The organism is Paenibacillus sp. J22R3, assembly GCF_056269305.1.
In genome coordinates, this window is record NZ_JBWDNS010000001.1 from 368,105 (window position 1) to 394,820 (window position 26,716).

The 26,716-nt window shown below is 44.9% G+C and carries 25 protein-coding genes; 23 read left to right on the forward strand and 2 right to left on the reverse strand.

The features are described 5' to 3' along the window. The first annotated feature begins 153 nt into the window (after nt 1-153). The 7 genes from AC0YN4_RS01695 to AC0YN4_RS01725 all read left to right on the forward strand — a co-directional run bounded on the left by AC0YN4_RS01695 (nt 154) and on the right by AC0YN4_RS01725 (nt 5,981). Entirely contained in the window at nt 154-420 is a 267-nt protein-coding gene (locus tag AC0YN4_RS01695; RefSeq protein WP_475834955.1) for an LURP-one-related/scramblase family protein, read from the forward strand. Nucleotides 421-492: 72 nt separating this feature from the next. Beyond that, nucleotides 493-654 (forward strand): hypothetical protein, encoded by a 162-nt coding sequence (locus AC0YN4_RS01700; RefSeq protein WP_475834956.1) that lies wholly within the window; start codon nt 493-495, stop codon nt 652-654. A gap of 260 nt (nt 655-914) precedes the next feature. After that, nucleotides 915-1,181 carry a CD3324 family protein gene (locus AC0YN4_RS01705; RefSeq protein WP_475780729.1) on the forward strand — a complete coding sequence of 89 codons (267 nt, stop codon included), beginning with the start codon at nt 915-917 and terminating at the stop codon, nt 1,179-1,181. A gap of 204 nt (nt 1,182-1,385) precedes the next feature. After that, complete coding sequence (locus AC0YN4_RS01710; protein ID WP_475780730.1) at nt 1,386-2,798, forward strand: MFS transporter; 1,413 nt, start codon at nt 1,386-1,388, stop codon at nt 2,796-2,798. Between the two features lie 160 nt (nt 2,799-2,958). After that, nucleotides 2,959-4,557 (forward strand): spore germination protein, encoded by a 1,599-nt coding sequence (locus tag AC0YN4_RS01715; RefSeq protein WP_475834957.1) that lies wholly within the window; start codon nt 2,959-2,961, stop codon nt 4,555-4,557. Between the two features lie 18 nt (nt 4,558-4,575). Further along, the gene (locus tag AC0YN4_RS01720; protein WP_475834958.1) at nt 4,576-5,754 is read left to right on the forward strand and encodes a Ger(x)C family spore germination protein; all 1,179 of its coding nucleotides are present in this window, start codon (nt 4,576-4,578) and stop codon (nt 5,752-5,754) included. Continuing rightward, the gene (locus tag AC0YN4_RS01725) at nt 5,751-5,981 is read left to right on the forward strand and encodes a hypothetical protein (protein ID WP_475780733.1); all 231 of its coding nucleotides are present in this window, start codon (nt 5,751-5,753) and stop codon (nt 5,979-5,981) included. Before AC0YN4_RS01720 ends, AC0YN4_RS01725 begins: the two co-directional genes overlap by 4 nt. Here the strand turns inward: AC0YN4_RS01725 and AC0YN4_RS01730 are convergent. Next, on the reverse strand, nt 5,970-7,076 hold the full coding sequence (locus AC0YN4_RS01730; RefSeq protein ID WP_475780734.1) for a GerAB/ArcD/ProY family transporter: 1,107 nt from the start codon (nt 7,074-7,076) through the stop codon (nt 5,970-5,972). The two genes, AC0YN4_RS01725 and AC0YN4_RS01730, sit on opposite strands and share 12 nt — an antisense overlap. 158 nt (nt 7,077-7,234) lie before the next feature. Between AC0YN4_RS01730 and AC0YN4_RS01735 the strand changes: the two genes are divergently transcribed. The 7 genes from AC0YN4_RS01735 to AC0YN4_RS01765 all read left to right on the forward strand — a co-directional run bounded on the left by AC0YN4_RS01735 (nt 7,235) and on the right by AC0YN4_RS01765 (nt 11,344). Beyond that, a complete protein-coding gene (locus AC0YN4_RS01735; RefSeq protein ID WP_475780735.1) occupies nt 7,235-7,807 on the forward strand; it encodes a TetR/AcrR family transcriptional regulator in 573 nt (190 codons plus the stop codon). Nucleotides 7,808-7,912: 105 nt separating this feature from the next. Next, nucleotides 7,913-8,236, forward strand: coding sequence for an NIPSNAP family protein (locus AC0YN4_RS01740; protein WP_475834959.1), 324 nt, complete (start codon nt 7,913-7,915; stop codon nt 8,234-8,236). A 164-nt stretch (nt 8,237-8,400) separates the two neighbouring features. Beyond that, a complete protein-coding gene (locus AC0YN4_RS01745) occupies nt 8,401-9,138 on the forward strand; it encodes an SDR family NAD(P)-dependent oxidoreductase (RefSeq protein ID WP_475780737.1) in 738 nt (245 codons plus the stop codon). A 94-nt stretch (nt 9,139-9,232) separates the two neighbouring features. Then, nucleotides 9,233-9,784, forward strand: coding sequence for an NAD(P)H-dependent oxidoreductase (locus AC0YN4_RS01750; RefSeq protein WP_475780738.1), 552 nt, complete (start codon nt 9,233-9,235; stop codon nt 9,782-9,784). Next, nucleotides 9,781-10,419: a DsbA family oxidoreductase gene (locus AC0YN4_RS01755; RefSeq protein WP_475834960.1), complete on the forward strand. Its 639-nt coding sequence runs from the start codon at nt 9,781-9,783 to the stop codon at nt 10,417-10,419. Before AC0YN4_RS01750 ends, AC0YN4_RS01755 begins: the two co-directional genes overlap by 4 nt. A 14-nt stretch (nt 10,420-10,433) precedes the next feature. Next, nucleotides 10,434-10,670 (forward strand): tautomerase family protein, encoded by a 237-nt coding sequence (locus AC0YN4_RS01760; protein WP_475780740.1) that lies wholly within the window; start codon nt 10,434-10,436, stop codon nt 10,668-10,670. Between the two features lie 194 nt (nt 10,671-10,864). After that, nucleotides 10,865-11,344, forward strand: coding sequence for a WGxxGxxG family protein (locus tag AC0YN4_RS01765; protein WP_475780741.1), 480 nt, complete (start codon nt 10,865-10,867; stop codon nt 11,342-11,344). A 54-nt stretch (nt 11,345-11,398) separates the two neighbouring features. On the opposite strand, the gene AC0YN4_RS01770 is transcribed toward AC0YN4_RS01765, so the two are convergent. After that, nucleotides 11,399-11,662 (reverse strand): hypothetical protein, encoded by a 264-nt coding sequence (locus AC0YN4_RS01770; protein WP_475834961.1) that lies wholly within the window; start codon nt 11,660-11,662, stop codon nt 11,399-11,401. Nucleotides 11,663-12,313: 651 nt separating this feature from the next. Between AC0YN4_RS01770 and AC0YN4_RS01775 the strand changes: the two genes are divergently transcribed. The 9 genes from AC0YN4_RS01775 to AC0YN4_RS01815 all read left to right on the forward strand — a co-directional run bounded on the left by AC0YN4_RS01775 (nt 12,314) and on the right by AC0YN4_RS01815 (nt 26,592). Continuing rightward, complete coding sequence (locus tag AC0YN4_RS01775; RefSeq protein WP_475834962.1) at nt 12,314-18,772, forward strand: S-layer homology domain-containing protein; 6,459 nt, start codon at nt 12,314-12,316, stop codon at nt 18,770-18,772. 168 nt (nt 18,773-18,940) lie between these two features. Beyond that, nucleotides 18,941-19,210, forward strand: a complete 270-nt coding sequence (locus tag AC0YN4_RS01780; protein WP_475780744.1) for a CPCC family cysteine-rich protein — start codon at nt 18,941-18,943, stop codon at nt 19,208-19,210. Nucleotides 19,211-19,447: 237 nt separating this feature from the next. Beyond that, entirely contained in the window at nt 19,448-20,221 is a 774-nt protein-coding gene (locus tag AC0YN4_RS01785) for a pirin family protein (protein ID WP_475780745.1), read from the forward strand. Nucleotides 20,222-20,233: 12 nt separating this feature from the next. Then, nucleotides 20,234-20,710, forward strand: coding sequence for a MarR family winged helix-turn-helix transcriptional regulator (locus AC0YN4_RS01790; protein ID WP_475780746.1), 477 nt, complete (start codon nt 20,234-20,236; stop codon nt 20,708-20,710). 20 nt (nt 20,711-20,730) lie between these two features. Then, entirely contained in the window at nt 20,731-21,285 is a 555-nt protein-coding gene (locus tag AC0YN4_RS01795; RefSeq protein ID WP_475780747.1) for an NADPH-dependent FMN reductase, read from the forward strand. 171 nt (nt 21,286-21,456) lie between these two features. Next, on the forward strand, nt 21,457-22,854 hold the full coding sequence (locus AC0YN4_RS01800; protein ID WP_475780748.1) for a sialate O-acetylesterase: 1,398 nt from the start codon (nt 21,457-21,459) through the stop codon (nt 22,852-22,854). 144 nt (nt 22,855-22,998) lie between these two features. Beyond that, the gene (locus tag AC0YN4_RS01805; protein WP_475780749.1) at nt 22,999-24,351 is read left to right on the forward strand and encodes a spore germination protein; all 1,353 of its coding nucleotides are present in this window, start codon (nt 22,999-23,001) and stop codon (nt 24,349-24,351) included. A 23-nt stretch (nt 24,352-24,374) separates the two neighbouring features. Further along, the gene (locus AC0YN4_RS01810) at nt 24,375-25,508 is read left to right on the forward strand and encodes a GerAB/ArcD/ProY family transporter (RefSeq protein WP_475834963.1); all 1,134 of its coding nucleotides are present in this window, start codon (nt 24,375-24,377) and stop codon (nt 25,506-25,508) included. Between the two features lies 1 nt (nt 25,509). After that, on the forward strand, nt 25,510-26,592 hold the full coding sequence (locus tag AC0YN4_RS01815; protein ID WP_475835560.1) for a Ger(x)C family spore germination protein: 1,083 nt from the start codon (nt 25,510-25,512) through the stop codon (nt 26,590-26,592). Nucleotides 26,593-26,716: the final 124 nt, after the last annotated feature.

A 26,716-nucleotide genomic window follows, 5' to 3' on the forward strand; every position in this document is an offset into this window, starting at 1 on the left:
CTTACGGTGGCCTTTTTTGATAAACATTTTCAAATAACTGGGCGGATTTCAAATTATATACTAAAATATAGGAACTGCATGTCGATCTGTCCGTATCAGATATCAGGTATTGTTATCGAAGTTCGCTTTAACTAACAGGAGGAGGCGAGTTCATTGCATTTATATTTCAGGGATAATTTCTTCAATTCCGGTGTAACGGAAATTCTGAATGAACAGGAAGAGAACGTAGGTCATCTGGATTTGAAGAGCGCTTTTGGCTCTGCGATCGAAGTGTACGGGCAGAATGATCAGCTGCTGTGTGCCGGAAGCTTTCCTTTCTTCTCCGGCAAATGGGAGGTTAGTGAAGCAAACGGGGAGCAGTTAGGTGTACTCAGAAGCCGATTTACTTTCTTTTCTAAGAAATTCACCTACGAAACATAAGGGCGAGGCAGCTACGAGATCATTTCTCCGGCATTCTCCAAGGAATATGATATTAACGATGAATCCGGCGCTTTGATCGCCCGTTTTGAGCAAGTTAACGGATGGTTCTCTTCAGGTGCTTTCCAACTGACCAACCAAAGCGAATATCTGGACTCCTATGAACTTGTAGCCGTAATTATGGGCATGCATGCGATTCAGAAGAAACAACGGGCGGCAAGCAGTGCGAACACGTAAGAAACGAACATAAAATTGCACATGAATTGAAAAATATGGTAAGGTAATTTTTAGGTGGAAAAGCCTGACCCTTTTCAAAGGAGGAACCTCAGCATGATGAAATGTACGATTAGCTCCCTGCAAAGTTTGAACTATAAACAACGGCGGTTGTTTGTATGGAGCCAGCAATAGATTTCCGCCATGATTTCTAGAATAAGAAACGTTTATAGTTTAGACTTTGCTCCCTTAAACTTTCACTACATTTAAGGAGCAGAGCGATCATGAAATATGTAAACGCGGATATTGTTTTTCCTGAAGCATTACTCAAAGAAATACAAAAGTATGTCCATGGAGGCATGGTCTATGTCCCGACCCCAGACGGATTTCGTAAGAAATGGGGCGAGAATTCAGGGATTAGAAGGCAGCTCAGCCATCGGAACGATGAGATCCGTCATAAGTTCACCAATGGTCTGTCGATTGAGCAATTATCCGATCTCTATTGTCTTTCCTTTGATAGCATTAAGAAAATCATTTATTCAAAAAAATAGGTTGCGAACGGGCTGCATTGGATATTTCATCTGATGCGGCTTTTGTGTTGTCCGGATAATCGGCTGCCTGGAAAAACTTATTCTTTACTGATCGTTCTCGAAATGATAAGATCACATGGAGCAAAGGCGAGATGATCAAATTTCATTCTGATGATTCGGGAATGACCGTTCCCAAAAAAAACAGCTAATCGGGAGGTTATATAAATGAGTAAATCAATTACAAGCTATGCACCGCTCGAACAGCTGTCGGCAACAACCGAGAAGAAAACACTGACCAACGAGCATTTCGTTACGTTCATGCTTGGTTTTACAGTCGTATTGGTCATCATGAACACGATGATGTTCAACCTGGCACTTCCTAAGGTCGCTGAACAATTTTCACTCGCGACTTCAACTGCGTCATGGATCGTTACGGGCTATTCGATCGTATTTGCCATATCTTCGATTACCTACAGCAGGCTGTCCGACATTTTACCGATCCGCGCTTTGTTTATTGTGGCATTGCTTTCCATTGGGGGTGGTTCCCTATTAGGTCTGTTTAGCGATGGATTCGGTATGTTGCTTGTGGCCAGACTCATTCAAGCATCGGGAGCCGGTGCAATACCTTCGCTCGGCATCGTGCTTTTAACCAGATACATTCCATTGTCCCGCCGCGGCAGAGCGATGTCGATCATGCTGGCTGCTACTTCTCTTGGTCTGGGACTTGGTCCTGTAATCGGCGGGTCTGTCGTGCAATATTTGGGCTGGCATTTCCTTTTCGTCATTACAGGCATTACGCTGCTGCTTATTCCGATTTTTCTGCGTATGCTGCCTACTGAGAAAGCTGCAGGTGGAACATTTGACGTGCTCGGTGCATTACTCATCGGGATTGGCACGACATCACTGTTGTTATTCCTAACATCGAAGAGCTTGTTAGCACTCGGCGTCGGCATACTTGCAATCTTGTTGTTTGTATTGCGAATTCGCACGGCCAAGAATCCATTCGTTCTGCCGGTATTGTTCAGTAATAAATCTTATTTGGCATTAGCGTCTGTTGCTATAGCAGCTTATATGGTCAGCTTCAGCTTCCTGTTCCTTGCGCCGCAAATGCTGTCTCACCTGTACGGTTTGACACCCGGAGCATCCGGATTAGTATTGTTCCCTGGTGCGCTGCTGGCTATGCTTGTTTCGAACCGAGTAGGTCGCATCATTGACCGCTATGGCAATGCGGCGTTAATACGCTACATTCCTTGGATGCTTCTCCTTTCTGTTGTATTACTTGCGTTATTTGCTACCCATTCTTATTACGCCCTAGGTGCGATCTTCTTATTAACAAGCATAAGCTTCACAGCGATTTCCAGTTCTGTTTCTAACGAGATGTCACGATTGCTGCCTAAAGAGCTAGTCGGCTCCGGCATGGGACTATTTCAATTAATGCAATTTATAAGCGGTGGATTCAGTGTCGCACTTTCGGCAAGTGCGCTTGCTTGGCAGCATGATATACCTCAAGTAAGAGCGTTCGATAATCTGATCTGGGGTATGGTTGTTGTTGCGATGCTTTCCATTGCCAGTGCAATGGTATACCGTTGGTACAAGAAGAGAACTACGATAACCGAAATGAACACCGGAAATGAATAAATATGGATTGGATCATGTCCAAAGCAGCTGACCTGTAATTCTCAGGTTCAGTTGCTTTTTTATTACCTGTTTATGGCCGTATCCTCCGCAGAAACAGCATATTTTTGCCGAATAATGGGAAGATAGATATATCTAATTATTCATTGAGGAGGCTTATTCAGTGAAGAGGTTTAGGAAGGGGGTACCAAGTCAGCCCGCGTATCCTACTATTCCGGAGGATTACTCAGTAGCTGAAGAGTGCGCCAGTCTAACTTCGGATTTAGAGCAAAATGAATTGATCTTCAAACGTATCTTCGACAGAGATTCCGATATCGTATTTCGTACTGTCCATTCAGCAGGCCAGAAACAATGGATTGTCATTTTCTTCGCCTGTTCAGTAGAGGAAGAAATGATCGATAAGCATATTCTGCAGCCATTGATCGCCAGAAATAATCAACACGGACAGAGTCATGTCCAAGCAGAAGCTTTGGATGATCTCTTTATAACTGCAGCGAAAACGTATGTAACCTCCAGCGTTACTGAAATTGTAAATCACTTATTGGACAGCCATGCGATCGTACTTACCAGAGCGGATAATCATGCAGTGATGATTAAGGTGAAAGGCGCCAAACAGCGCAGTCTGGAGGAGCCTTCTTCTGAGCCGGTTATTCGAGGGCCGAGAGATGGATTCATCGAGAGTATATCCACGAACATCGGATTACTGCGAAGCAGGTTGAAAACTTCACGGCTCAAAATGGAGTCTCTTTCGATCGGAGAGCTAACGCAAACTACAGTAGTTATGAGTTATATCGATGGTATTGCGGATAAATCTGTTGTAGAGGAAGTTCGAAATCGGATATCGCGAATCAAGATCGACGGGGTCCTCGATTCTGCGTACATTGAAGAGTATATCGAGGATTCACCCTATTCTCTGTTCCCTCTCGTACATAGTACAGAACGTCCGGATGTGGTTGCGGCTGAGTTGCTGGAAGGGAAAATTGCCATCCTTGTGGACACGAGTCCGTTTGTATTAATCGTTCCCATGACATTCTGGACCGGGATGCAAGCGAGCGAGGATTATTATGTTCGTTGGCCGATTGCGACCTTTGTGCGTTGGATACGATTAATTTTTATCTTCATCGCCATATTTGCGCCTCCGCTTTATGTCGCGGTAACAACCTTCCATCAAGAAATGATTCCGACGAATCTCGTCCTGAGCATAGCTGCCTCAAGAGAATCTGTTCCATTCCCGGCTCTGATCGAAGCGTTCTTGATGGAAGTCATATTCGAGGCATTGCGCGAGGCAGGAATTCGTTTGCCGAAACAGATCGGACAAGCCGTAAGCATTGTAGGTGCACTCGTCATCGGTCAATCTGCCGTACAGGCGGGTATTATTTCGGCCCCGGTCGTTATTATCGTATCGATAACCGGCATTGCGGCTTTTACGATTCCACGATACAGCTTTGCAAACGGAATCCGATTGCTCCGATTTCCAATTTTGTTCTTGGCGGGTACTCTTGGGCTTTACGGAATAGTACTGGGATTTCTCGGTATCTTATTGCATGTTACATCACTTCGATCGTTTGGCGTTCCGTATTTTGCACCGATTGCACCGCTTACCTTCAGTAATCTGAAGGATGTTCTTATCCGGGCGCCAATCTGGGCGAGGACCCAGCGTCCACTTGCAACAGGAAAGAGCAATCCGGTTCGTCAGCCCGAGGATCAGCAACCAAGCCCGTCCCGAGGGACACAGCCACCCGAAAGTAATGAACCGACTTGAAGTAACGGAGAAAGGGACATGAACTTGACAATGAAACCTATCCTATGCATCGGTCTGTTAATCATCGTATTAACCACAAGCGGCTGTTGGGACCGGACGGAAATCAATGACCTTGCATTCATCTTGGGTACGGCGTTTGACGTAACTGAGGATGGCGAGACGTTACTTTCCTTACAGATCGCAATCCCCTCTTCCGGTATGGGGGGAAGCGGTCAGCAAGAAAAGTTTTTTGTTCTGTCTGCGACAGGGAAGAACGCGAATGAAGCATTCCAGAAGCTTCAAAATCAGAGCTCTCGCAGATTATTCACATCTCATCGCAGCGTTATCTTTATAAGCGAAGCATTCGGCAAACAGGGAATTAACGATGTGCTCGATGTTTTCACGCACGATCCACGCCAACGATTGAAAACTTACATCATGGTAGTACGAGGGGGAGAAGGACAAGAAGTTCTGCGTACGAAATACCCCTTTGAACAAGTGCCGACAGAAGCAGTCAAGGAAATGGAAGCTTTGGGAGGGAATTTATCGGCAACGCTTCGAGATTTCTTCATAGAAGCCACAAGTGAAGGAATCAACCCTGTTACGGGGGTGATAGAGGAAGATGTGCATTCCACCTCTCTCAAAGGAAGCACAAACAAACTATTCAGCCTGATGGGCTCAGCCGTATTTAAGGATTTAAAAGTAGTCGGTTTTCTGGACCAAGAAGAAACCAACGGATTATTGTGGGCTACCGATCGAATGAAGAAAGGAAGAGTCACTGCTTATCTTCCTCAATATGGAGGGTCGGTAGGGGTTATTATTGACCATTCGAAGCGGAAAATCACTTCGCAAGTCAACGGGGATACAATTAAAGTCAAGATTCAGGTCCATGGACAAGCGAGTTTAGTCGAGAATAATACTCACTTGGATGTAAGCAGACCGAACAACCTTATGCTAATTCAGAAAGCCATGGAGAAATCGATTGAATTGGAAATCCGTAAAGTACTGGATAAAGTCCAAACGAAGTATAAGGTTGACAGTATTGGCATCGGACAAGACATCTACCGAAACGATCCAAAGGCATGGAAACAGCTGAAGAATCAATGGGATCGCAAATACCCCGAGGTAGAAGTTTCTATTGGTGCTAGCCTGAGCATTAACGGAGCCGGGATGGCAGGCGCTCCTCTGCAATTGAAAGAAAAGGAGGTCATTAAATGATCGTGCAAATAGCGGGATATGTTCTTCTAGTGTCAGTATGGGCTATTGTGAAGGTGAAAGTTCTGCGAAGTCAACATAAAGTCAAAGAAGCCGTGATATACGGCAGTATACTCGGCATTTCCGCTATAGTGGGTTCCCTCTTACTGGCACGGATTAATCTGCCGAGCTTCACGGAACCGGCCAGAATGATCTTCGAACCGATCACGAAAATACTGCTACAGCAGTGATTGCCGATTACTTCTTCGGATGGAGTCAATTGTTAGTAATAACAATGGCAAGAAGCTGTGGTTGAAGAAGGCCAACAGCGGGAACGTGAAGGCGAGATAGTTCATCAGCTCTGACCCGTTCTTGAAGATCCACACAGAGCCAACTAGAGCCATCAAGGATACCGGTAAGACGATTTCGCGATAATTTCGAATTCCGAAAAGATGACACACACAAAGGCACAAGATAAATAAACAAATGGCTACTTTAACGAAACATCCCATCACCCAAATGGATACAGCAACTGCCTCCAGACGTTCAAGAGATCCCGTGATGCCGATATATTGAATGACACTCAAGAAGGAATAGGTAAGTTTGCCTGTCAGGGGTCCCAGTACCGTAATTGTAAGTAATACGATGGCTACTATAATAAGAAAAATGGTGCTAAACGCGATTAAAGAAACTTTGCGTGCTTTATGAGGTTGATTCAAATAAGGATAGAGCCAACCTAATATGAATAGCTGATTCATAAACCCGCCAGCCGGACTAACAGCTCCTTGCAATACAGGGATGATGCCGTCGCCTAATATTGGCTTTAATTGGTTGAAATCGCCTATGCTCGCAGCCAAGATCAATAGAGGCAGCAAAGAAGCCAAGATGATAATACTGATGAGCTCATTGCATCTGGCGATCACTTCAATACCGGTAATGACAGCTATCGCACATAGGATCAAGAAGGTCAGACTTCCGACGATATGCGGGCTTTGCGGTAATAACAGCGTACTTACAAAACCTACGTGCTGCATTGTAATCGTTGTTATCGATATAAACCAATAGTAGATGTAATTGATTCCGAGCAAAGCGCCAAACCATTTGCCAACGATTTTGGAACTATACTGGGTAATCGTTAATCCTGGATAACGTTTTCCAAGCGTGATCATTACCCAAACAGAAAGTAATCCGGTTAAGCTGGCAGGGAAGAAGGACATCCATGAATTTTGTTTGCCGAACATGTCCATGATTCCGGGGACCGTCAAGATGATCGTAGAAATGACAAATGTGATCAGTAAAAAGCCGAGCTGGGTTGCTGTGATTTGTTCTCTTGTTTGCACGGTCATATGCTCATCTTCTCCTTACTGACGATAGTTGTTCCAAGTATTTACAAGGAAAGAATGAGATATACAAGTCATAGTAACAATGCGAATGGAGAACGATAAGTAATAGCACCTGAAATTTCCGACTTGATTTATTATCTACTAGAAGGTAGAATAAGCGCATGAGCAAAAACACAAACACAGCAGAAGCCATTTTGGATGCCGCTGAATCCATGGTGATGGAATCCGGCTTTAACGGATTCAGTTACGCACACATCGCCGAGAAAGTTGGAATACGTACCGCAAGTATTCATTACCATTATCCAAGTAAGGAGGACCTGGGAGAAGCGCTAATTAAGCGATATCGAGAAAACTTCAATGCTTTCATCGCAAAGGTCGATGTAGAATCGCTGAACAGTTATGACAAGCTGGTCAAGTTCATTGAACTGTATCGCAGTGGTCCGGCTGACAATTTTCGTACCTGTCTAGGCGTGATGTTATCAACTGATCTAACCTCGTTATCTGATCGAGCACGAGATGGGGTTGCGGAATTTTTTGCAATCAACTTGGATTGGTTATCGCAGGTATTGGAGAATGGACGCCAAGACGGAAGTCTTCGATTCGAAACCGGCGCTGTAATGGAAGCTCATAAACTTTTCGCCGCATTACAAGGAGCACAATTATTGGCTAGAAGCTTCAAGGATATGCAGAGATACGATACGGTTGCTGAAGGAATAATATCCGCTTTGAAGTAAAAATTAGAGCGGATTTTCTTTAGAGTATGATCTACCTATTAATAGGTCGTAGATAATATAGACCTCGATAGGGCAATATAAATTTCAAGAGGAGGAATCACCAATATGTTGTACGAATTGCGTGTTTATCACATCATGCCGGGCAAAATGCAAGCGATTCAAGCTCGTTTCAGAGATCACGTGATTGAGCTATTCAGTAAACATGGCATGAAAATTACGCATTTCTGGGAAGATGCCGATGCAGATAACAACCAGCTGTATTATATTGTGGAGCATGAGAATATGGAGCAGCGGAATATTAATTATGAGCAGTTTCGTAATGACCCCGATTGGCTTGAACTGAGACGTGTTACAGAGGCGGACGGTGCGTTGGTAGAGAAGCAAGAAAGTATATATATGAAGAATGTCGCTTATTTCGAGAATAAATAAAGCAACGAAATGCTTGATATTTCCATTGATTTTCTATCTACTAAAAGGTAGAATGAGCACATGAAGAAAAACAACACGCATTGCTGAAGAGTTAGTACAACGTAATGAAGAAGGTTCAAGCAATCAAAAAAACTACCTTTTAATAGGTCAAAGGAGATTAACAAATGAACATGCAAGGTAAAACAGTCATCATCACAGGTGGAAGCAGCGGGATTGGTAAGGCAGTAGCGATGGAATATGTGAAACGTGGGGCGAATGTAGTCATTAACGGACGCCGAGAGGACACACTAGTTACGGCTGCGCAAGAAATTGATCCTACGGGCACACAGGTTGCGGCAGTAGCCGGCGATATCTCTGATCCTCTAGTCGCTGATCGTTTGGTCGCAGCGGCACTGAATAAATTCGGACGTGTGGATACATTGGTCAACAACGCAGGGATCTTCCTTGCAAAACCATTTACGGAATACACGGATGAGGATTTTGCAAATGTGGTGTCGATCAATATGGGCGGATTCTTCCAAATTACACGGCGTGTAGCAGCTGAAATGTTGAAGACACGTAGTGGCCATATCGTGAGCATTACGACGAGCCTTGTAGATCAACCGATCGCCGGCGTACCTTCGATCTTAGCTTCACTTACCAAAGGCGGCTTAAACTCTGCTACGAAGTCACTCGCAATTGAATACGCGGATAAGGGAATTCGTGTGAATGCAGTAGCACCAGGCATTATCAAAACGCCAATGCATCCAGAAGAAACGCATGATTTCTTGAATAAGCTGCATCCAATGGGCCATATGGGGGAATCAAGCGACATCGTGGATGCGATCCTTTACTTGGATTCCGCACAATTCGTAACCGGGGAAATCCTACACGTGGATGGCGGGCAGAATGCAGGCCGTTGATTGAATGGAAGTCAAGTAATCAGGAATTATGATGTGGCTTTATTAAACAAAACCAAAACAAAAACAAAAACCAATACGAATGGAGATTATAAACATGAAAACACTAGTTATTATTACACATCCAACTATGGAACAATCCCGAGTGAACCGTACATGGCGTGAAGAATTGCAAAAGCACAGCGAAATCACAATTCATGAATTGTATAAGGCTTACCCAGACGAGAATATCGATGTTGCGAAGGAACAAGCGCTGATCGAAGCACATGACCGCATTATTTTCCAATATCCGTTGTTCTGGTACAGCACACCTACGCTATTGAAAAGATGGTTTGATACTGTCTTGCAATATGGCTGGGCATTTGGACCGGATGGCACCAAAACAGCAGGGAAAGAAATTGGCGTTGCCATCTCAACCTATGGTTCTGAAGCATCGTATCAACATGACGGCTCCAATCGCTACACACTTGAAGAAATCTTACGCCCAGTCGATGCACTTGCAGGCTTTATCGGCGCGACGTATTTGCCACACTTTGCACTAAGTGATGTGTCCAATCTATCCGATGAACGATTAGCGCAAAGCACGGTCGATTACATTCAACATATCAAAACGGTTCAACCCGTTAAACAAGCGGTGGCAGCAAAGTGAACAATGTAATCATAGATGTATATTTCGATACGATATGCCCATGGTGCCGCATGGGAACAACGAGTCTGCTGACAGCAATAGAGCAATTGCCTGAAGACACGAAAGCAACTGTTCGCTGGCATGCGTTTCAGCTTAACCCGGATATCCGACCTGAAGGTGAAGATTATCGCAAAGTGATGATGGGGCGATTAGGCGGAACTGCACAATTCGAAGCAAGAATGAAGCATTACAACACAACAGGTGCGCTGTTTGGCCTTAACTATAATATGGATCTTGTGAAATATACACCGAACACTGTTAAATCCCATCAGTTAGTTGCGATTACGCCTGAGCATCTGCAAGTGCAACTGATTGAAGCGCTGTATACGGCTTATTTCGAAGAAGGCATAGACATTGGGAATGTGGATGAGCTTGTTCGCATCGCACTCGCCTCGAAGGTAACAGATGATGCCGACGAGTTAAAGAAACGACTGGTGAGCGGCGAAGGCATCGAGAAGGTTGAAGCCGGACAACGTAATGCTCAGAAACTAGGCGTTAGAGGAGTTCCTTACTTTATCATTAACGAGAAGATTAGTCTCTCCGGACTGAAGTCTCCTGATGAATTTATTGATGTCATTAAACAAACAATCTCTTAAGGGGGTGCATGATCATGCCAATCGTAACGATCCAAGTAACTAAAGAAGGTACAACGCCAGATCGGCAGTCCATTACGGCTGAGGAGAAAGCAGCTCTGATAAAAGGGGCAAGTGAGCTAATGCTGAACGTGCTTCATAAGCCTTTCGAAGCGACCTTCGTTGTCATTGAAGAGGTTGACACCGACAATTGGGGCTGGGGTGGACTACCTGCTCTAGAGTACCGTCAGCAGCTGGCTGACAAGAAGAAGTAATTCATCATAAACGTTCCGAATTGCAAACCCGGTGCCGAGCAAGCACTGGGTTTGCTGCGTTTACATACGGACGATTCCTCATCCAATAAACGGGTTACCAGCAGAAAGCAAGGATGGAGTGTCTTGATCAAGGAGAAACCATAGATGTAGCTTCTTTTCTTGAAGTTCAATAAACTTCTGGAGGTTGTGAATCCGTGAAAAAAGCAATCGCAAGTACAGCCGTGTGTGTCACTTTGTCTGCCATGCTTGCTTTTCCTGCCATGGCCAATACTTCATCAATGAGCACTGTGGATACGAACCGAAGCCATTCAAGTATGTATGGAAACGGTAATTTTAACGGGACACCAGGTGCTACCGGCACTCCGGATGTATATGGTATTCCGGGTACGCCAAGATCATCTATGGACATGAATATGAACAATACGAACAGATCGAGGAGCTATAGCGGTAACTATGGCAGCAGCTATGGCAACAACAATGGCATTACGACTCCATACCGAACAATGACGAACAAAACCATCTCCGGTGGCGCTGGGCTGACTAACGCTAATAACTTTCGGGCCACCGCAGCAAACACGAATGATAATGATTTCGATTGGGGATGGCTTGGGTTGCTTGGGCTGCTCGGTCTAGCCGGCTTACGCAGTCGTTCAGGAGAGCGTGACCGAACTTAATATGTGATGGCTTGTATAAAAAGGCTACCTAGCGGTAGCCTTTTTTTTGCGATTTTAGATAACCGTAGGACTAAGACCTGAAATAATGTTAAGTTCCGGGAGACTAAAGCTCTGATCTTCAACTAAGTTGCCGAATTCATTAATTCCGGTAACTGTCAGCAAGGCATCGGTCAAGGATAGACTGACCTGAACTTCATAAGCAACATTACCTGCAATAAAAAACTCGCGGACATCAAAAGAATCTGCAGGTACGACATACGAAGTAAGATAACCGGTATAGAATACGCTGGAATCGACGGAAGCGTAAATTTCAATCATCACTGTAACGGGGCTTTGTAGATTTAAATTTCTTGTACTTACGACGATATTAGAAGCGGCTGTACCAAAATCTCTTGTATTCGTTACTATTCCCGTAGAATATGAAGGCATAATAGTTCACTCCTTTTTTAATAAGACATGCTCTATTCTATGAAAATCGACATTATTGGTTACAAATACTGGAAAATAATGAAATTGAAGCTTTAATTGGCAGCTTATTTTCACATTAAGAATAAGTAAACTATTCAGACAAGAGAACCCCATGTGATGAAGTCTGATCTATAGTTCGATATAACCTTGTCATGAGAAGTAACTTGTTCAAAATTGAAAGACCGGACAACTTGCCAATCAGGTTCTAAGAAATTAGTCCATATGACCCGATCCGAAAGAATCATAATTTAATTCATTATGAATGATTATTGATAATCCTTATTACTAAAAATATTATTCTTATTAGCAAACGTTCCTTATTTTGTCAATATCTATTTTTGAAAAAAGAGCCATTTTACGATTACTACATATCCCGATAACTTTATTTTTACATAACGGGTCTAAGATAAGTCACACATGTTACTAGCGACAGTCTACAGCTCACTGTTCGATAACCTAACATCAAATTGACTAATCATGGAACGGGGAGTGTAATTCAAAGTGGGTAAGAAGAAGCTCGTCAAGCCGATCATCGGCGCACTGACGACGGCAAGTTTATTGTTGGGGCTCATGACACCGTATGGGTCAGGAATTGTTCGTGCTGAAGGGGCCGGAGCCGGATTTGATTTTACGAAGGTGCCGAAACTGTTGATTACGGAGCTTGTGCCAGATAGCTCGAACGTAACTGGAACCGTGTCTGGAGATTCCGTGGATGGCTATGAATTTATTGAGATCTATAACAATTCCAATTTACCTGTCACTTTTTTCGACAACTACACCATTAATTATCATTACTTAAATAGTAAAAACGAGATTGTAGATACGAACTGGGGGCTACTCAACGCAGCGGACAAGCCTGTTATCCCAGCAAAAGGATCAATCGTTTTCTGGGTTACGACTAAAGACAATCAGAATCTAACAGCTGCACAATTCAATGGGATTTATAAAACCGATCTCGTAGAAGGAACAAGTTTGTTTCGTTTGACTACGGATGGGGGGATGATCAACACTGCACCGCGAGATCTAATCATTAGAAATAATAGTGGGAACTCCATTGTTACGGCTTCCTACCAAAATGATGATCAAACCGTGAGGGACAAAGGGATTTTCTACTCTTATCCTACGGATGGTAGTTCAATCATGTCTATGGTTAAAGACGGATCCTATGCTGCTGGCGTCCATGCGGCTACGCCGGGCACAGTCGAAAGCATGTTCATGCCGACGCAGGCTTCGGATGAACAGCCAACTGCCCCGCAGCCTGCGATTGGGATCGGTCACACACCGGTTACTGATGCCTACGAAGGCACTGATATAGCCCTAAGCGCATCGGTAACCGCGACGAACGGTGCAGAACTAACCAAGGCTACGGCGAAGCTCTTCTATAAATTGGATTCGGAGAGTACGTTTACTTCCGTTCCTATGACGCTGAATGCGGGTAACTCCACATCGGAGCTTTCCGTTTTCGAAGGTTCCATTCCGAAGGAGCAGCTGCTGAAGAGCAAGCTGGAATATTATATTGAGGCAACCGACGGCACGACGACCAAAGACACGGTGCCGTATACGGTGAACGTTCACCTCAACGTGCCGCAGCCTGCCATTGTCATCGAACATACGCCTGTGAAGGACGGCATCGACGACAGCGATATGGAGATGATCGCTTCGGTGTCCGCGGCGAACGGCGCAGACCTGGCCAAGGCTGCGGCAAGCATCTACTACAAGCTGGATTCGGAGACGACCTACACGGCAGTTCCGATGACGCTGAACCCGGGCAGATCTACAACGGATCATTCTGCATTCGAAGGCGCAATTCCGAAGGCTAGACTGACGCAGAAGAAGCTCCAATACTATATTGAAGCAACGGACGGTACGACGAAGAAAGACACGGACGTCTATACAGTGGATGTTCGTTCGAGTCTGAACTACAACTACGTTCCTTCGATTCTTATCACAGAATTGAACCCTAATTCAACCAATGTAACAGTGAGTGGATCAGCGTTCGATGGATACGAGTTCATCGAAGTGTACAACAACGCCGATCGTACGATTAATTTAAAAAATTATAAGCTTATGTATGTGTACACGAATCAAACCAAGGAAACGCAGTGGCCGACAGGCGATATCTCAATCCCGTCCCAGAAATCCGTGGTTTTATGGATTGCCAACGGCTCCAACGACAATTTGTCTGCTGCCGAGTTTAACGCGCATTTTGGCTCGAACCTGACGCTGAACAAGGATTTGTTCAAAATCGACAGCGCAGGCATGGAAAACGACGGCGCTCGCAGTCTTGTTTTCCGCAATGCCTTAAACAAGGACATTGTGTCCGCACATTATGAAGGGCAAGTAAGCGCGATCGAGGACAAGCCGCTCTTCTACAAATATCCCGATGATGGCACGCTTGCGATGCTACTGGATTCCGCAGGTACGCAGGCCGCAACACCCGGCGCAGTCGCTGCGAATCAAGTGCCTAAGATGCCGGCTTCGGTTCCGGAAGAAGGCGAGAACGAGAAACCGGTGATTACCCATACGCCGGTCACTTCCGCCGAGACGAATGTGAACCTGAAAATTATCGCTCAAATCACGAATAAGGAAAGCGATGACGGCAAGGTCGATCCTGTGACGGCAACGGTATATTACAAAACCTCCTCACAAGCTAAATTCACGGCAGCTAAGATGTCCGTAACGACAGGACATACATATTTGGCTGACATTCCGCGCCAAGATCTGATCGAAGCGTCGCTGCAATACTATATTGTAGTGAAAGACACCGTGAACACGGTGACGACGGATACGAACACAGTGAAGGTCAATGTACCGGCATTTGAACCATCCAAGGTACCGCCACTGCTCGTAACGGAGCTGATGCCGAACAGTGTTGGCACCGGCGGCGACCAATACGAATATATCGAGCTATATAACAACACGGATAAAGATATGAACTTAAAAGATTACAAGCTATATTACCGCTACACCGATTCCGGTCCGGATGCCGATCTCGTTTGGCCGACGGATAATGAGAACATGACAATTGGAGCCGGCAAGACGATTGTTTTCTGGATTATTAACAGCGCCGCTAAGAATTTGACAGTATCCGACTTTAATAACACCTATAAGACGAACCTGATTGAGAATGAAACCATATTCAAAATGTATTCTGACGGCATGTCCAACTCGGGTAAACGAGGCGCTGTCATCGGGACCAACACGCATGTTGACTTATCCGCTGCGTATTATGACGGTACAGCAGCACCTGCAGGCAATCCGCCAAATGATGAAACTAAAGAGGGCAAGGCCATCGTGTATAAATATCCGGTTAACGGAAGCACAACGATGATTAAGGTAAGTTCCGGAATTGCTGCGCCTACGCCGGGCAGCGTGCCTGCAGATCTTCTGCCGGATGTGCCTGTAATCACTAAAGATGACACGGTCCCTCCAACCATTACAGACATCAATGGCATTACGACAATCGATCAATCCAAGAACTTGGCTATCAAAGGCGATGCTCTGGACGATCAGGGCATCAAGTCGGTTAAGCTCTATTACAAATCAAACACAGATTCGAAATTCGCAAGCCGTTATTTGTATCGAGATTATAACGATTTCATGTATCATTTTACACTCTACTCACCTGATCTAATTGGCAAAACTTCGATTCAATATTACTATGTCGTCTCTGATGGTCAGCATGAAGTGACCTCGGATACGTATACGGTAGCTATCACTGGCGGCGAAGAACATACGCCGTTACGTTTGAACCTGAAGGACGGCGATATCATCGGCGGAACGAAGGTCGTGAAAGGTACGGCGGAGCAGGCAGGGCCGGATACGCTGAAGCTGAGTATCGATGACAAGGAACTGACTGCGGGCACTTACAGTGCACTGGAGAAAGACGCTTACTTTGCGTTCGATGCTAATTCGGTCAACTATTACTTCAAGAATGGCGTTACGATGGGGAACGACATCCTGAGCATCTTCATGGATCCCATCAACTCCTATCAAACCTTGAGTGTTCCGATTCCAACGGAGCGCCTGAAACTAGGCAAGAATGTGATCTCCATTCGTGCAGGAACGAAGTCTTCCCCGTATGACGATCGTCCGACGGAAAACAAGGATGACTTCACGGTGAAGAATGTCAGATTGGTATTTACAGATGGAACACTCGTCAAAGATCCAAACTACACCAATCCATCGACAGAACTTAAAGTGGGCGACAGTGCAGATAAGAAGCCTGTGTACGATTTCACCTTTACGCTTAACGCTTCGGATTTAAGATCAAAAGCGTATGAGTTCAATACGTCAGAGCTATCCGATGGCCCCCATCGTGTAGAGGTCAGCAGCGCGGAATTCGGCCAAGTGAAAGCGGACATCAAGGTCGACAACACAGCGCCTGTTATCGTGCCGACGGTCGAGAACGGGAAGACATACCGCGGTGCATTTACGCTTGGTGCCGAAATTACGGATGCCATTGCAGGGGTGAAAACGACTGAGGCTAAACTTGATGGCACAACAATCACGCTGCCATTAGCTACTTCGTCCTCGAAGCTTAGCCCGGGCAAGCATGTATTTTCGATTAAAGCAGAAGACAACGTCGGCAACATTACCGAAGAGAATTTGTCTTTTGAAGTGCCCAACGAGAACCCGGCCAAGCCACAGCTTGTAACGCCTGGCATGGACCAAACAGGCGCACCAAACCTGTCCGTTAAGGTTCAAGATCCGACGGAAGATAAGATGAACGTAAGCTTCTATCAGGGCTATCTGTTCGACAGCCTGCACAAAAGCGGGTTCTCTGCGTACAAGAACGCATCCGAAGTTGAACCGCCTAAGATGCTTAAACCTGAAGGGGAAACGGCGCTTAATCAAGGTGAATATGACTTGATCGGCAAAGCGGACGGACAATATTTAAGCAATGATTCCGACGAGAAATTCCCGTACCATCGATTCGAAGTGAAGCTGGATCCGACTGTGAAAGATACGGATAAAGTGGAAATCGATTGGCAGGGCAAGTCGCTTGAAGGCCGCAAAGTTAGCATGTATGCGTGGAGCCCAATTGAAGCGAACTGGAAGAAGCTTGACGAGAAGCTTGCAGGTAATGAAGATTTCAGCTTGAAGGCTGAAGTACTGGCAGGAGACTTCTCTGTCAATAAAACCATTCACGTGATCGTGCAGGATGAGCTGCCGGCCAAAGTGGACGATTATGACTTCAGCTTTGTCTGGATGTCGGATACGCAGTACTACTCCGAGAGCTATCCGGAAATTTATGAAGGCAACGTGAAGTGGATCGTCGATAACAAGGATAAGATGAAGATTAAGTACGTCATCCACACCGGCGATATCGTCGATGAAGCGGATAAGAAATACCAGTGGGATGAAGCGAGCAAGGATATGAAGGTCCTTGAGGATGGTAACGTACCTTACGGCGTACTTGCAGGGAATCATGACGTGTCGCACCAATATGCCGACTATTCGACGTTCTACAAGTATTTCGGCGAGGAGCGCTTCAAGAAGCAGCCGACTTATGGCGGTTCGCATCAGAACAACCGTGGTCACTATGACTTGATTTCGGCAGGCGGTAACGACTTCATCATTATTTATATGGGCTGGGATATCCGCGACGAAGACATTCAGTGGATGGACGATGTCGTTAAAGCGTACCCGGACCGTAAGGCGATTCTGGATTTCCATGAGTATCTGCTCGTGTCCGACACACGTGCGCCGATTGCGGAGAAAATCCATGAGCGCGTGGTCGTGCCGAACAAGAACGTTATTGCCGTACTTTGCGGGCATTATCATGATGCTCAGCAACTGAATACGGAAATTGACGATGACGGCGATGGCATTACAGATCGCACCGTTTACCAATTGCTAGCCGATTATCAAGGTGCGGAGAAAGGCGGCCTTGGTTACATCCGCCTGCTCCAGTTCGACGTGAAGAGCAACAAGATTCATGTGAAGACGTACTCGCCATATTTGGATGATTACAACTATTACGATCCGGGGACTTATCCAGGCAAAGATGAGTTCGATCTGGATGTCGACTTGCAGCCGATGCACAAACAGGTTGCGACAGACTATTTCGGCGTAAAGGTGTATACGGATAAATTGATCGGAAAGAACAACGACGTTGTCAGCGATACAACAACGGCTGTCAAATGGAGCGGTCTTCAGGTTGGCAACTACTATCAATGGTATGTAGTAGCCGAGGATGCGAATAGCGGATTTACGCGTTCCGATATTTGGGGATTCACGACAACTAGTAGCGGAAACAGCGGTAACGGCGGCGATGGTGGCAACGGCGGTAATGGCGGCAATGGCGGTAATGGCGGTAATGGCGACACAGGAACGCCTCCAGGGAAACCGACAGAGCCAGGCAAGCCAGCTCCTCCTGCTACAATACCGTTCAAGGACGTGGACAAGCATTACGACTGGGCTAAGGATGCAATCGGTACATTGGTTGGCGAAGGGATCATAAACGGTACCTCCGCGACGACATTTGAGCCAGCCAAGAACATGACGAGAGCCGACTTTATGGTCATGCTGGTCAAACTGCTGGATCTCAAATCAACAGGCAGCAACAGCAACAATTTCACCGATGTTAAAGCGACGGATTACTATTATGAATCGCTCGCCATTATGAAAAAGCTTGGCATTGCCACTGGCGTAGGCGACAATAAGTTTAATCCGAAGGCGAACATCTCGAGACAAGAAATGATGTTGCTTCTGCAGCGTGCGCTGCAAGTGACCGGTAAGCTAAAGTTGAGCGGCTCTGATGCGGATCTTGAAGGTTTCAAGGATACGTCGAAGCTGGCTAAGTACGCGAAGGACGCTGCGGCGGCCATGGTTAATGCAGGCATTGTTAAAGGTAACGATGACGCGCTAAACCCAACGGGCAAAGCGACAAGGGCTGAAACCGCGCAGATGATCTACCGCGTTTACCTGTTGATGCAGGAGCAAGGAAGCCACTAATTTTGTAATCAGCGAGACGCTCTGTTCATGCATCGTCGTTTCGCCTATAAAGATGGAAGGAGCCGTTCGAGGTCACCGCAGGTGTGATCTTGGACGGCTTTTTTTGTTTATTATTTTCGAATCAAAGGTAATACTAAAGCTGCTAGTACCTGTGATGGAGCGATGCAAATGACCCCAAAATATACATGTCCTTGCTGCGGGTATCAAACTTTGGACGAACCGCCGACAGGTACATTTGAAATTTGTCACATTTGTTTCTGGGAAGATGACAGCGTTCAGTATTACGACCCCGATTATGAAGGCGGCGCAAATGAGGTTTCATTAAAGCAAGCGCAGAAGAATTACTTGGAATTCGGCGCATGCGAAGAACGGTACAAACAATTTGTCAGTAAGCCCACACAAGCCGATATCTGTGATCCTAACTGGAGACCTTATTAGCTATGTCTAATTATTGAAATCGCGCGTTAACAGTTGATGCTAGATTGGCATTGCATAGTTGGATCAGAGACCTGCCCGGACTAGAGACGGCAGGTTATTTGCGTGCAATATCCAGTCAGTGGCATGTTGACAGTTAGATATCCTAATATTATAATAAATTGTGTTAGGATAATTAAGTATAGGACAACTAGTTTAGGCTGCAGAACAAGAACACACTATAAGAAAGGAGCAATTCATGTGAACATCCAAGTATTAGGTCCTCAATTTCAAGGGAAAGAGGAGTTTGACGGCGGTGCAATTCATGCTCAGAAGCCGCTTGGTTTCTCAGGTCAAGGTGCTGTTACCGTCAGATTGGGTCCTCTATTCTACTGGGCTTGGGGACATGCGGAGAAAGCCGGAGGCATCGGGTTCCATCCTCACCAGGGCTTTGAGATCCTTTCTTATGGAATTCGAGGCAAAGGTCTACACAGAGATACACTCGGTACTGAAAGCTACTTGGAAGCCGGAGATATTCAGCTCATGCAAGCCGGTTCAGGTCTTCAGCATGCCGAAAGCGTTGATGCCGGATTCGAGAGCTTTCAAATTTGGCTTGAGCCTTATCTGAATGATGCAGTAAAACGCAAGCCTACGTACGAGCTGTTTAAACACGAACGGTTTCCGCAGTCGAATCAAGATGGCGTAAATATAAAGACGATACTGGGAAATGGTTCGCCGATCCACCAGCTGGTGGCAGATGCGCGGATGTTTGACGTTGAGATTGAGCCTGGAGCGAACTATATTCACCCTATCGTACCGAATAGGACGCTTGGAGCATTGGCGATTCGAGGTGCAGGTGGTTCAATCTTGTCAGCTGGGCAAGATACCGCGACATTTGAGAACAAAGACTTTGTTATTGTCCAAAGTGAACAAGAGGGAGAAGTCAGCATTCGCACGGATGGAGAGAAACTTCGCATATTTCTGATTGAAGTTCCGACCGAAGTCGAATATCCTTTGTATAAGAAAGCAAGATAAGGTGGTTACGCAATGGTTGAACCTAATGCTGATGGAACGACTCTGGATTTAAGGCTGATACGCGTCATGAGAAACATGGTGAACACGCTGTTTGGGAGTTTAGAGCGCGACATCACCAGCTATGGTCTCAATATAGAAACCTTCCAAATTCTCGAGTTTCTATACAATAAGGGTCCACATCCGATTCAGAAGATAAGCGATACCTTCTCCATTCCAAGCGGAAGTATCACTTATGTGGTTGATAAATTGGAGAAGAAGGGATACGTGGAGCGGCTTCCGATTCCCGGTGATCGACGTAAAACGAATGCTGCATTGACGAATGAAGGACGCAGTTATTTTGATACGATTTTCCCTAAGCATGTGCAGACGATTACTGACAATTTGTCCTTTGTAACGGATGAGGAGAAGCAGCAGCTGATCGAACTGTTTAAGAAAATTGGCTTTGGCATTAAAGATAGGCAAGACAACGAAACGAACCCTAAATCATAAACAATACGGAGGTACTTATTATGTTGAAAATCGCGATTATTCTTGGAAGCACACGTCCCGGCCGCAATGGTGAAGCAGTAGCACGATGGGTAACAGACATCGCAAACAAACGCACGGATGCATCATTCGAGCTTGTCGATCTTGCGGATTTCAATTTGCCGCTATTGGATGAACCGATTCCTGCATCCATGGGACAATACAGCAAGCCGCATACAATTGCTTGGTCAGAGAAAATTTCTTCCTTTGACGGCTATGTATTCGTTACACCTGAGTATAATCACGCTACTTCCGGCGCTCTCAAGAATGCCATTGATTTTCTCTTCCACGAGTGGAAAGATAAAGCAGCAGGCTTCGTAGGTTACGGCGGCAGCGGCGGCGCCCGTGCAATCGAGAATCTCCGCTTGATCGTTGGCGAGCTTCACATAGCTGACGTACGTGCTCAGGTTGGACTTTCCCTCATTACTGATTTTGAGAACTATAGTGTATTCAAACCAGGTGCTCATCAAGAGCCTGCGGTTAACACGATGCTTGACCAAGTAATCGCTTGGAGCGGCGCGTTGAAAACATTGCGTTAAGTCGATTTCAAAGTCGATTTCGAAGTCAAATTCGATGAATCAAGCCGCGTCAGATCTATTCTGATGCGGCTTTTTACTGTTTCCGGACATTGCGGCAGGAGTATGCGCGACAATAGAGAAGTAGTACCGGATAATCATACAAATTCACATGTAAAGGATTGTGATATCCGCATGCATCAAGTTGGTACAATCATTCAGCAAGGTCCTCAGCCTTGGGCGATCATTCAACAGGAGAATGGGGTAGGCAGCATTACATTAACCGGGGTGTGGGCTGCTCCCGAAGGTGTACCATTCAAGACTGCGCAAGTGCTTGCTCGGGTAGTTAGCGAGGAGGATGCAAGAGAAGTTATTGCATGGCAGCCGGCTACGATGTTTTCCGCGGAGCAAGGATGGGAAATCACGTTACACTCCATTGCTCAGGGAGGGCTTTATCGTATCGAAACCAGCTTACAGCTTGATGATAATCCTGCTTTAGAATGGGCAACTCGTGGCGATATGATCCATCATATCGGCGTCGGCGATCTCTGGGTTATAGCAGGACAGAGTAACGCAGCCGGTTACGGCAAAGGGCCGTTCCAAGATCCACCGCAGCTTGGCATCCATTTGCTCCGCAATAATGGACATTGGGATTTGGCCTCGCATCCGTTTAATGAATCGACAGCATCGATACATATGGAGAATCGAGAAGGGGCTAATCCCGGTCATTCTCCGTTTCTGGCATTTGGCAAGCTGCTGCAGAAGGAGCTGCGCATTCCTATAGGATTGGTCCAAACCGCTCTGGGCGGCTCTCCGCTCAAAGCCTGGAACCCGGACGAGGATGGCGTTCTTCATCGCAATATGATGAACATCATTCAATCGGTCGGCGGCAAAGTACGCGGTATACTCTGGTATCAAGGGTGCTCCGATTGCTCGCCTGCGGATTCGGTTACCTATCTGGAGCGGTTTGAACATACCGTTCAGCAGTGGCGCCGTGAATTAAATAATGCCAGCCTACCGGTTCTGACGGTTCAGCTTAATCGTTGTACGGATGCTGCAACGGAAGAAGGCGATCGTTCCTGGGGGCGCGTTCGTGAAGCACAGCGTCAAGCTGCACTGGATATCCCTCAAGTGTATGTCATTCCTGCGCTGGATTGTCCGTTATCCGACGGCATTCATAACAGCCCTGCAGGGAATATGATCATTGGGGAACGAATGGGCAAGCAGGCCTTGGCTCATGTTTACGAGACTACATCGTTAAATGCGAAAGCACCGTGTCTTACTTCTGCAACCTTTATCGATAAGCAGGACAAGCCTCGTATTCGGTTGCAATTCGCCAACGTAGCCGGTTACTTGCTTGCGATTGGGCCGGTTTCACAGGTTTTCACGGTGGAGGATGTGAATGGCCAGATTCATGTGAGCAGTTGGGAAATAACGGCTCGTAATGAGATTACACTGAATCTAGACAGAGCAGCAGAGGGTGAAACCGTCGTACATGCCGCTCATGAAATGAATCCGTCGAGCTTCCTGCCTTTGGATTCCGGTACCTATATGCCGCTTCTTGCTTTTTATAGCCGGAAGGTAAATGAATAGGATGAAATGAAGGACGCTGCCAACTTGGCAGCGTTTTTTCATGATCGTTCATAAAATGGAAGAACGAAGCTCATACTACCGGAAAGTTCTAGAATGAGACGCTCTCGAACGAAAGAAATCAGTTTTATCAAAAGGAAGAAGACAATGACAGAAGCTAATTATGAAAAGACACTTGCGGAATTCGGGGATAGTTTTGACCTTGTTCATCGTTCTTTTCATCAGGATCGAATTCGTATTATTTATTTAAATTCATTAGTTGATTCCCAGTCGTTAGAGTGGGAAATCCTGTCTCCCTTAAGAGAAGTGTCGTTCAATATTTATGAACAGTCGACAAAGCAGTCACTGTTTCAACGAGTAGTTGATCAAGAGGCAGTCATACAAGGATTATTAGACGGTAATGTGACTTTGTTCGCCGAGGGGCAAACTTATTTAATCAATGTGCCTGGATACGAGGAGCGTGCTATCTCACAATCTGAAAGAGAAGCCGTAATAAATGGGCCGCATGACTCCTTTAATGAAGTATTAAAAACGAATGTATCCTTAATTAGAAGAAGAATCAGAAGTCCTCGTTTAAAAATGATTACATTATCTGTCGGGGAAATTTCAAAAACGAAAGTTCTTATCATTTATCTTGAGGGTATTGCCAAAATGGACATGGTGGATCATCTGAAAGAAAGGATTCAAGCCATAAAAGTGGACTCCATAACGGATTCCAATTGTTTGATTCAGAAGTTAGATCATCATCAAAACTCGCCATTTCCTCAATTTTATACGACGGAGAGGCCAGATATCGCTGTGACCAAACTATATGGCGGTAAGATTATTGGACTTGTCGATGACAGTCCCAATATTATTTGTATGCCTTCCAGTTTTTTTGATTTTTTTGATTCACCGGATGACAATTATCAGCATTGGACGATAGGGACAGCAGTTAAGCTGCTGCGATACTTAGCTTTATTTATTACAATCATACTTACAGCTTTTTATGTCTCGATATGTACGTATCATTACGAAATGATTCCTCAATCCCTACTACAAAGCCTTATGCAGTCTAGAAGCAGGGTGCCATTTCCGCCTTTTATTGAAGCTCTCTTCTTAGAAGTAGTCATTGAACTGCTAAGGGAGGCGGGTGCGAGACTGCCTACAAAGATTGGTCAAACCATTGGAATCGTCGGTGGTATCGTAATCGGCCAAGCAGCTGTTGAAGCGGGGATTACCAGCAATATCTTAATTATTGTTGTAGCCGTATCGGCAATTGCTTCTTTTATCGTACCAAGTTATGGGATGAGTGCCTCCATTCGACTCGTTCGATTTTTCTTTATCATCATGGCAGGGTTGCTGGGCAATATTGGAATCTTCTTTGCGTTAGGGATAATAACGATCCACTTAATTGGATTATCAAACTTCTCCTCACCTTATATTAAGGCGATTTCTCCTACCTATTTCAAACAATGGATGGAAGATGTCATCATAAGGCCGTTTTATAGAAACAAATGAGGGGTAACAACCTACATTCTTGGATGCAAGCAGGGGAAAATACGAGGAAAATGGTGATAACTGTGAAAGAACGACTCCAGCCATTTCAACTGTCTATCTTAATCTATACGGTACAAAATGGACTTGCCTTGTATACCTTGCCTCAAATAGCGGCCCAATATTTTGGAACAAACGGATGGTTAAGTATCATATTCATATTCTTTCTCGTGAATGTGAATCTGTTAATGATCGCTATCATTTATAAGCTGGGAAAAGGACAATCCATTTTCCAAATCATTGAGGCGACAGTACCCAAATGGGTAATGATGCCCATTTATTTGGTTATGATTTGTGTTTGGGTCGGATTGGCGAGCATGATTATGAGGGAATATATCTTCATTATCAAGATATTTTTTTATCCGGCACTACCAGCCGTTTATTTTGTCATTTTCTTTACGCTGCTGAGTTTTCAATTGTTAACAGGTGGAATTCACCATATTACGAAGGCATTAGTTGTTCTCACTTGCTTCGTCATTCCGATGATTTTTTTACTTCTTTACTTGATCCCGGAATTTGAATTTGCCCGTTTCACCCCTTTTTACTTTAAAGGAGGAACAGACTTTTTCAAGGGGGCACTTCATGTTTATTCCATTTATCTAGGTGTTGAAGTTTCCATGCTCTTCTTCCCTATGGTAGATAAAAAATGGACGAAGTCGCTTTTTATTGGGAATTTCCTTTCGATGTTCGTTTATTTGATTGTCACCTTTATGAGCTTTGGCTTCTTTAGCTTCGATCAAATCTTAAACGATCTCTATCCCATTATGACATTGTTTGAATATACAGAAGTTTCTTTCCTTTCACGGGCCGAGAATCTTTGCTTTTGTGTTTTTGCTTTCAAGGTACTGGCAACATCGGTTATTTATTACTGGGGGGCGCAGCAAACCCTTAGAAATATAGCTAAAAAGGTAAAACCTAATTTGTGGATAATCGGCATATTGACAACGGGATTCATTCTCGCGCTAATTCCGGATTCGATCGGCCATGTAGACAAGTGGTTAAATTGGTTGAGCAATTGCGCGATTATTATTGCGTGGGTAATCCCACTATTCGTGTTAGGCATCCTTTTCATACAAATGCTTAAAAACCAGATGAAAAGAGAGACCGAATATGCCCAATAAAATGATACTATTCTTCGTAATATGTTGTTTCTTAACGGGTTGTGAAGAAAGCAATGTGATTGAAAAGTTAGCAGTGCTCGAAGCCGGTGCTTACGATTTGACGGAAAGCAAGGAGAACCCCATTGCAACAACCGTTCTGTTCCCCACCGTTACGAGAGAAGGAAAGTTTGATACCCTGACTCTTACCGCTAATGGTAAATCCATTCATGACACCTTCGTAAAAGTTCAAAATCTAACCAATCTCAAGATCGTTGGAGGGCAAGGGACGATTCTATTTGGGGAGGAACTAGCTAAAAAAGGACTAATACATGTTGTCAAATCATTGAAAAGGGATCCGGAAATCGGAACTCGCGTTAAATTCGCCCTTGTAGAGGGAAAAGCAGGAAAACTTCTTGAAACTGATTTCCCCTCCATCGAGGATAATGCAGAATTTATTTATATGTTCTTGGAGAGAGCAAGCAAACAAGACAAAGTTCTTGTAACGAATCAATATCACTTCTTAAGGGATTATTACGACGATGGGATAGATCCGGTGCTTCCCGTGTTTACCTATGAAGGCGAGACCATTGGATTAAAAGGATTGGGTGCTTTTAAAGAAGATCGATATGTTGCACTCCTTACTTCAACTGAAACACAACTCCTTAATTATTTAATCGGAGACATCCATAATGGCAGATTGATGATCAATTTGACTAATGCATCGCCAGGAGACAATGTTCAGCTTTCAATAAGTAACATTAATGCTGAGAATGATAAAAAAATAAACACAAAAAATATGCAGGCCGAAGTCATGTTGAATTTAAAAGGAAGCGTCCTCGAATACACAGGTACGATGGATATAAGCAAAGAAAAGTACCATAAACAATTGGAAACACAAATTGAACAATACTTAGTAACCAATTCGGAAAAGTTGATCGCCAAATTACAAAAATATCAAACAGACCCCATAGGAATAGGAAAGGTGGTACGTAATCATTTATCCTATGAAAGATGGCACGCGATGAACTGGAAAATGATTTACTCCAAGATGCCGATTAAAGTAAAAGTAAAAGTGGAACTGGTTAATTCCGGAAAATCGAAATAATTAATCCGCGAAAGCGGATTTTTTTGTATCCTCATATGGGTTTATAAGCAGCTAATTGATGTTACAATAGAGGTGGAAAAAAGAGGTGTACCTACTAAATGAAGAGCATGAGGTGGCGCTTGAA

Bases quoted from the DNA above. Each gene is read 5' to 3' on its own strand.
- AC0YN4_RS01800 (WP_475780748.1), top strand. From the start codon at position 21,457: ATGCATCAAGTTGGTACAATCATTCAGCAAGGTCCTCAGCCTTGGGCG.
- AC0YN4_RS01710 (WP_475780730.1), top strand. From the start codon at position 1,386: ATGAGTAAATCAATTACAAGCTATGCACCGCTCGAACAGCTGTCGGCA.
- AC0YN4_RS01730 (WP_475780734.1), bottom strand. From the start codon at position 7,076: ATGACCGTGCAAACAAGAGAACAAATCACAGCAACCCAGCTCGGCTTT.
- AC0YN4_RS01705 (WP_475780729.1), top strand. From the start codon at position 915: ATGAAATATGTAAACGCGGATATTGTTTTTCCTGAAGCATTACTCAAA.
- AC0YN4_RS01735 (WP_475780735.1), top strand. From the start codon at position 7,235: ATGAGCAAAAACACAAACACAGCAGAAGCCATTTTGGATGCCGCTGAA.
- AC0YN4_RS01810 (WP_475834963.1), top strand. From the start codon at position 24,375: ATGCAAGCAGGGGAAAATACGAGGAAAATGGTGATAACTGTGAAAGAA.
- AC0YN4_RS01790 (WP_475780746.1), top strand. From the start codon at position 20,234: ATGGTTGAACCTAATGCTGATGGAACGACTCTGGATTTAAGGCTGATA.
- AC0YN4_RS01725 (WP_475780733.1), top strand. From the start codon at position 5,751: ATGATCGTGCAAATAGCGGGATATGTTCTTCTAGTGTCAGTATGGGCT.
- AC0YN4_RS01750 (WP_475780738.1), top strand. From the start codon at position 9,233: ATGAAAACACTAGTTATTATTACACATCCAACTATGGAACAATCCCGA.
- AC0YN4_RS01770 (WP_475834961.1), bottom strand. From the start codon at position 11,662: ATGATTGAAATTTACGCTTCCGTCGATTCCAGCGTATTCTATACCGGT.
- AC0YN4_RS01760 (WP_475780740.1), top strand. From the start codon at position 10,434: ATGCCAATCGTAACGATCCAAGTAACTAAAGAAGGTACAACGCCAGAT.
- AC0YN4_RS01780 (WP_475780744.1), top strand. From the start codon at position 18,941: ATGACCCCAAAATATACATGTCCTTGCTGCGGGTATCAAACTTTGGAC.
- AC0YN4_RS01805 (WP_475780749.1), top strand. From the start codon at position 22,999: ATGACAGAAGCTAATTATGAAAAGACACTTGCGGAATTCGGGGATAGT.
- AC0YN4_RS01720 (WP_475834958.1), top strand. From the start codon at position 4,576: ATGAACTTGACAATGAAACCTATCCTATGCATCGGTCTGTTAATCATC.
- AC0YN4_RS01745 (WP_475780737.1), top strand. From the start codon at position 8,401: ATGAACATGCAAGGTAAAACAGTCATCATCACAGGTGGAAGCAGCGGG.
- AC0YN4_RS01795 (WP_475780747.1), top strand. From the start codon at position 20,731: ATGTTGAAAATCGCGATTATTCTTGGAAGCACACGTCCCGGCCGCAAT.
- AC0YN4_RS01740 (WP_475834959.1), top strand. From the start codon at position 7,913: ATGTTGTACGAATTGCGTGTTTATCACATCATGCCGGGCAAAATGCAA.
- AC0YN4_RS01815 (WP_475835560.1), top strand. From the start codon at position 25,510: ATGATACTATTCTTCGTAATATGTTGTTTCTTAACGGGTTGTGAAGAA.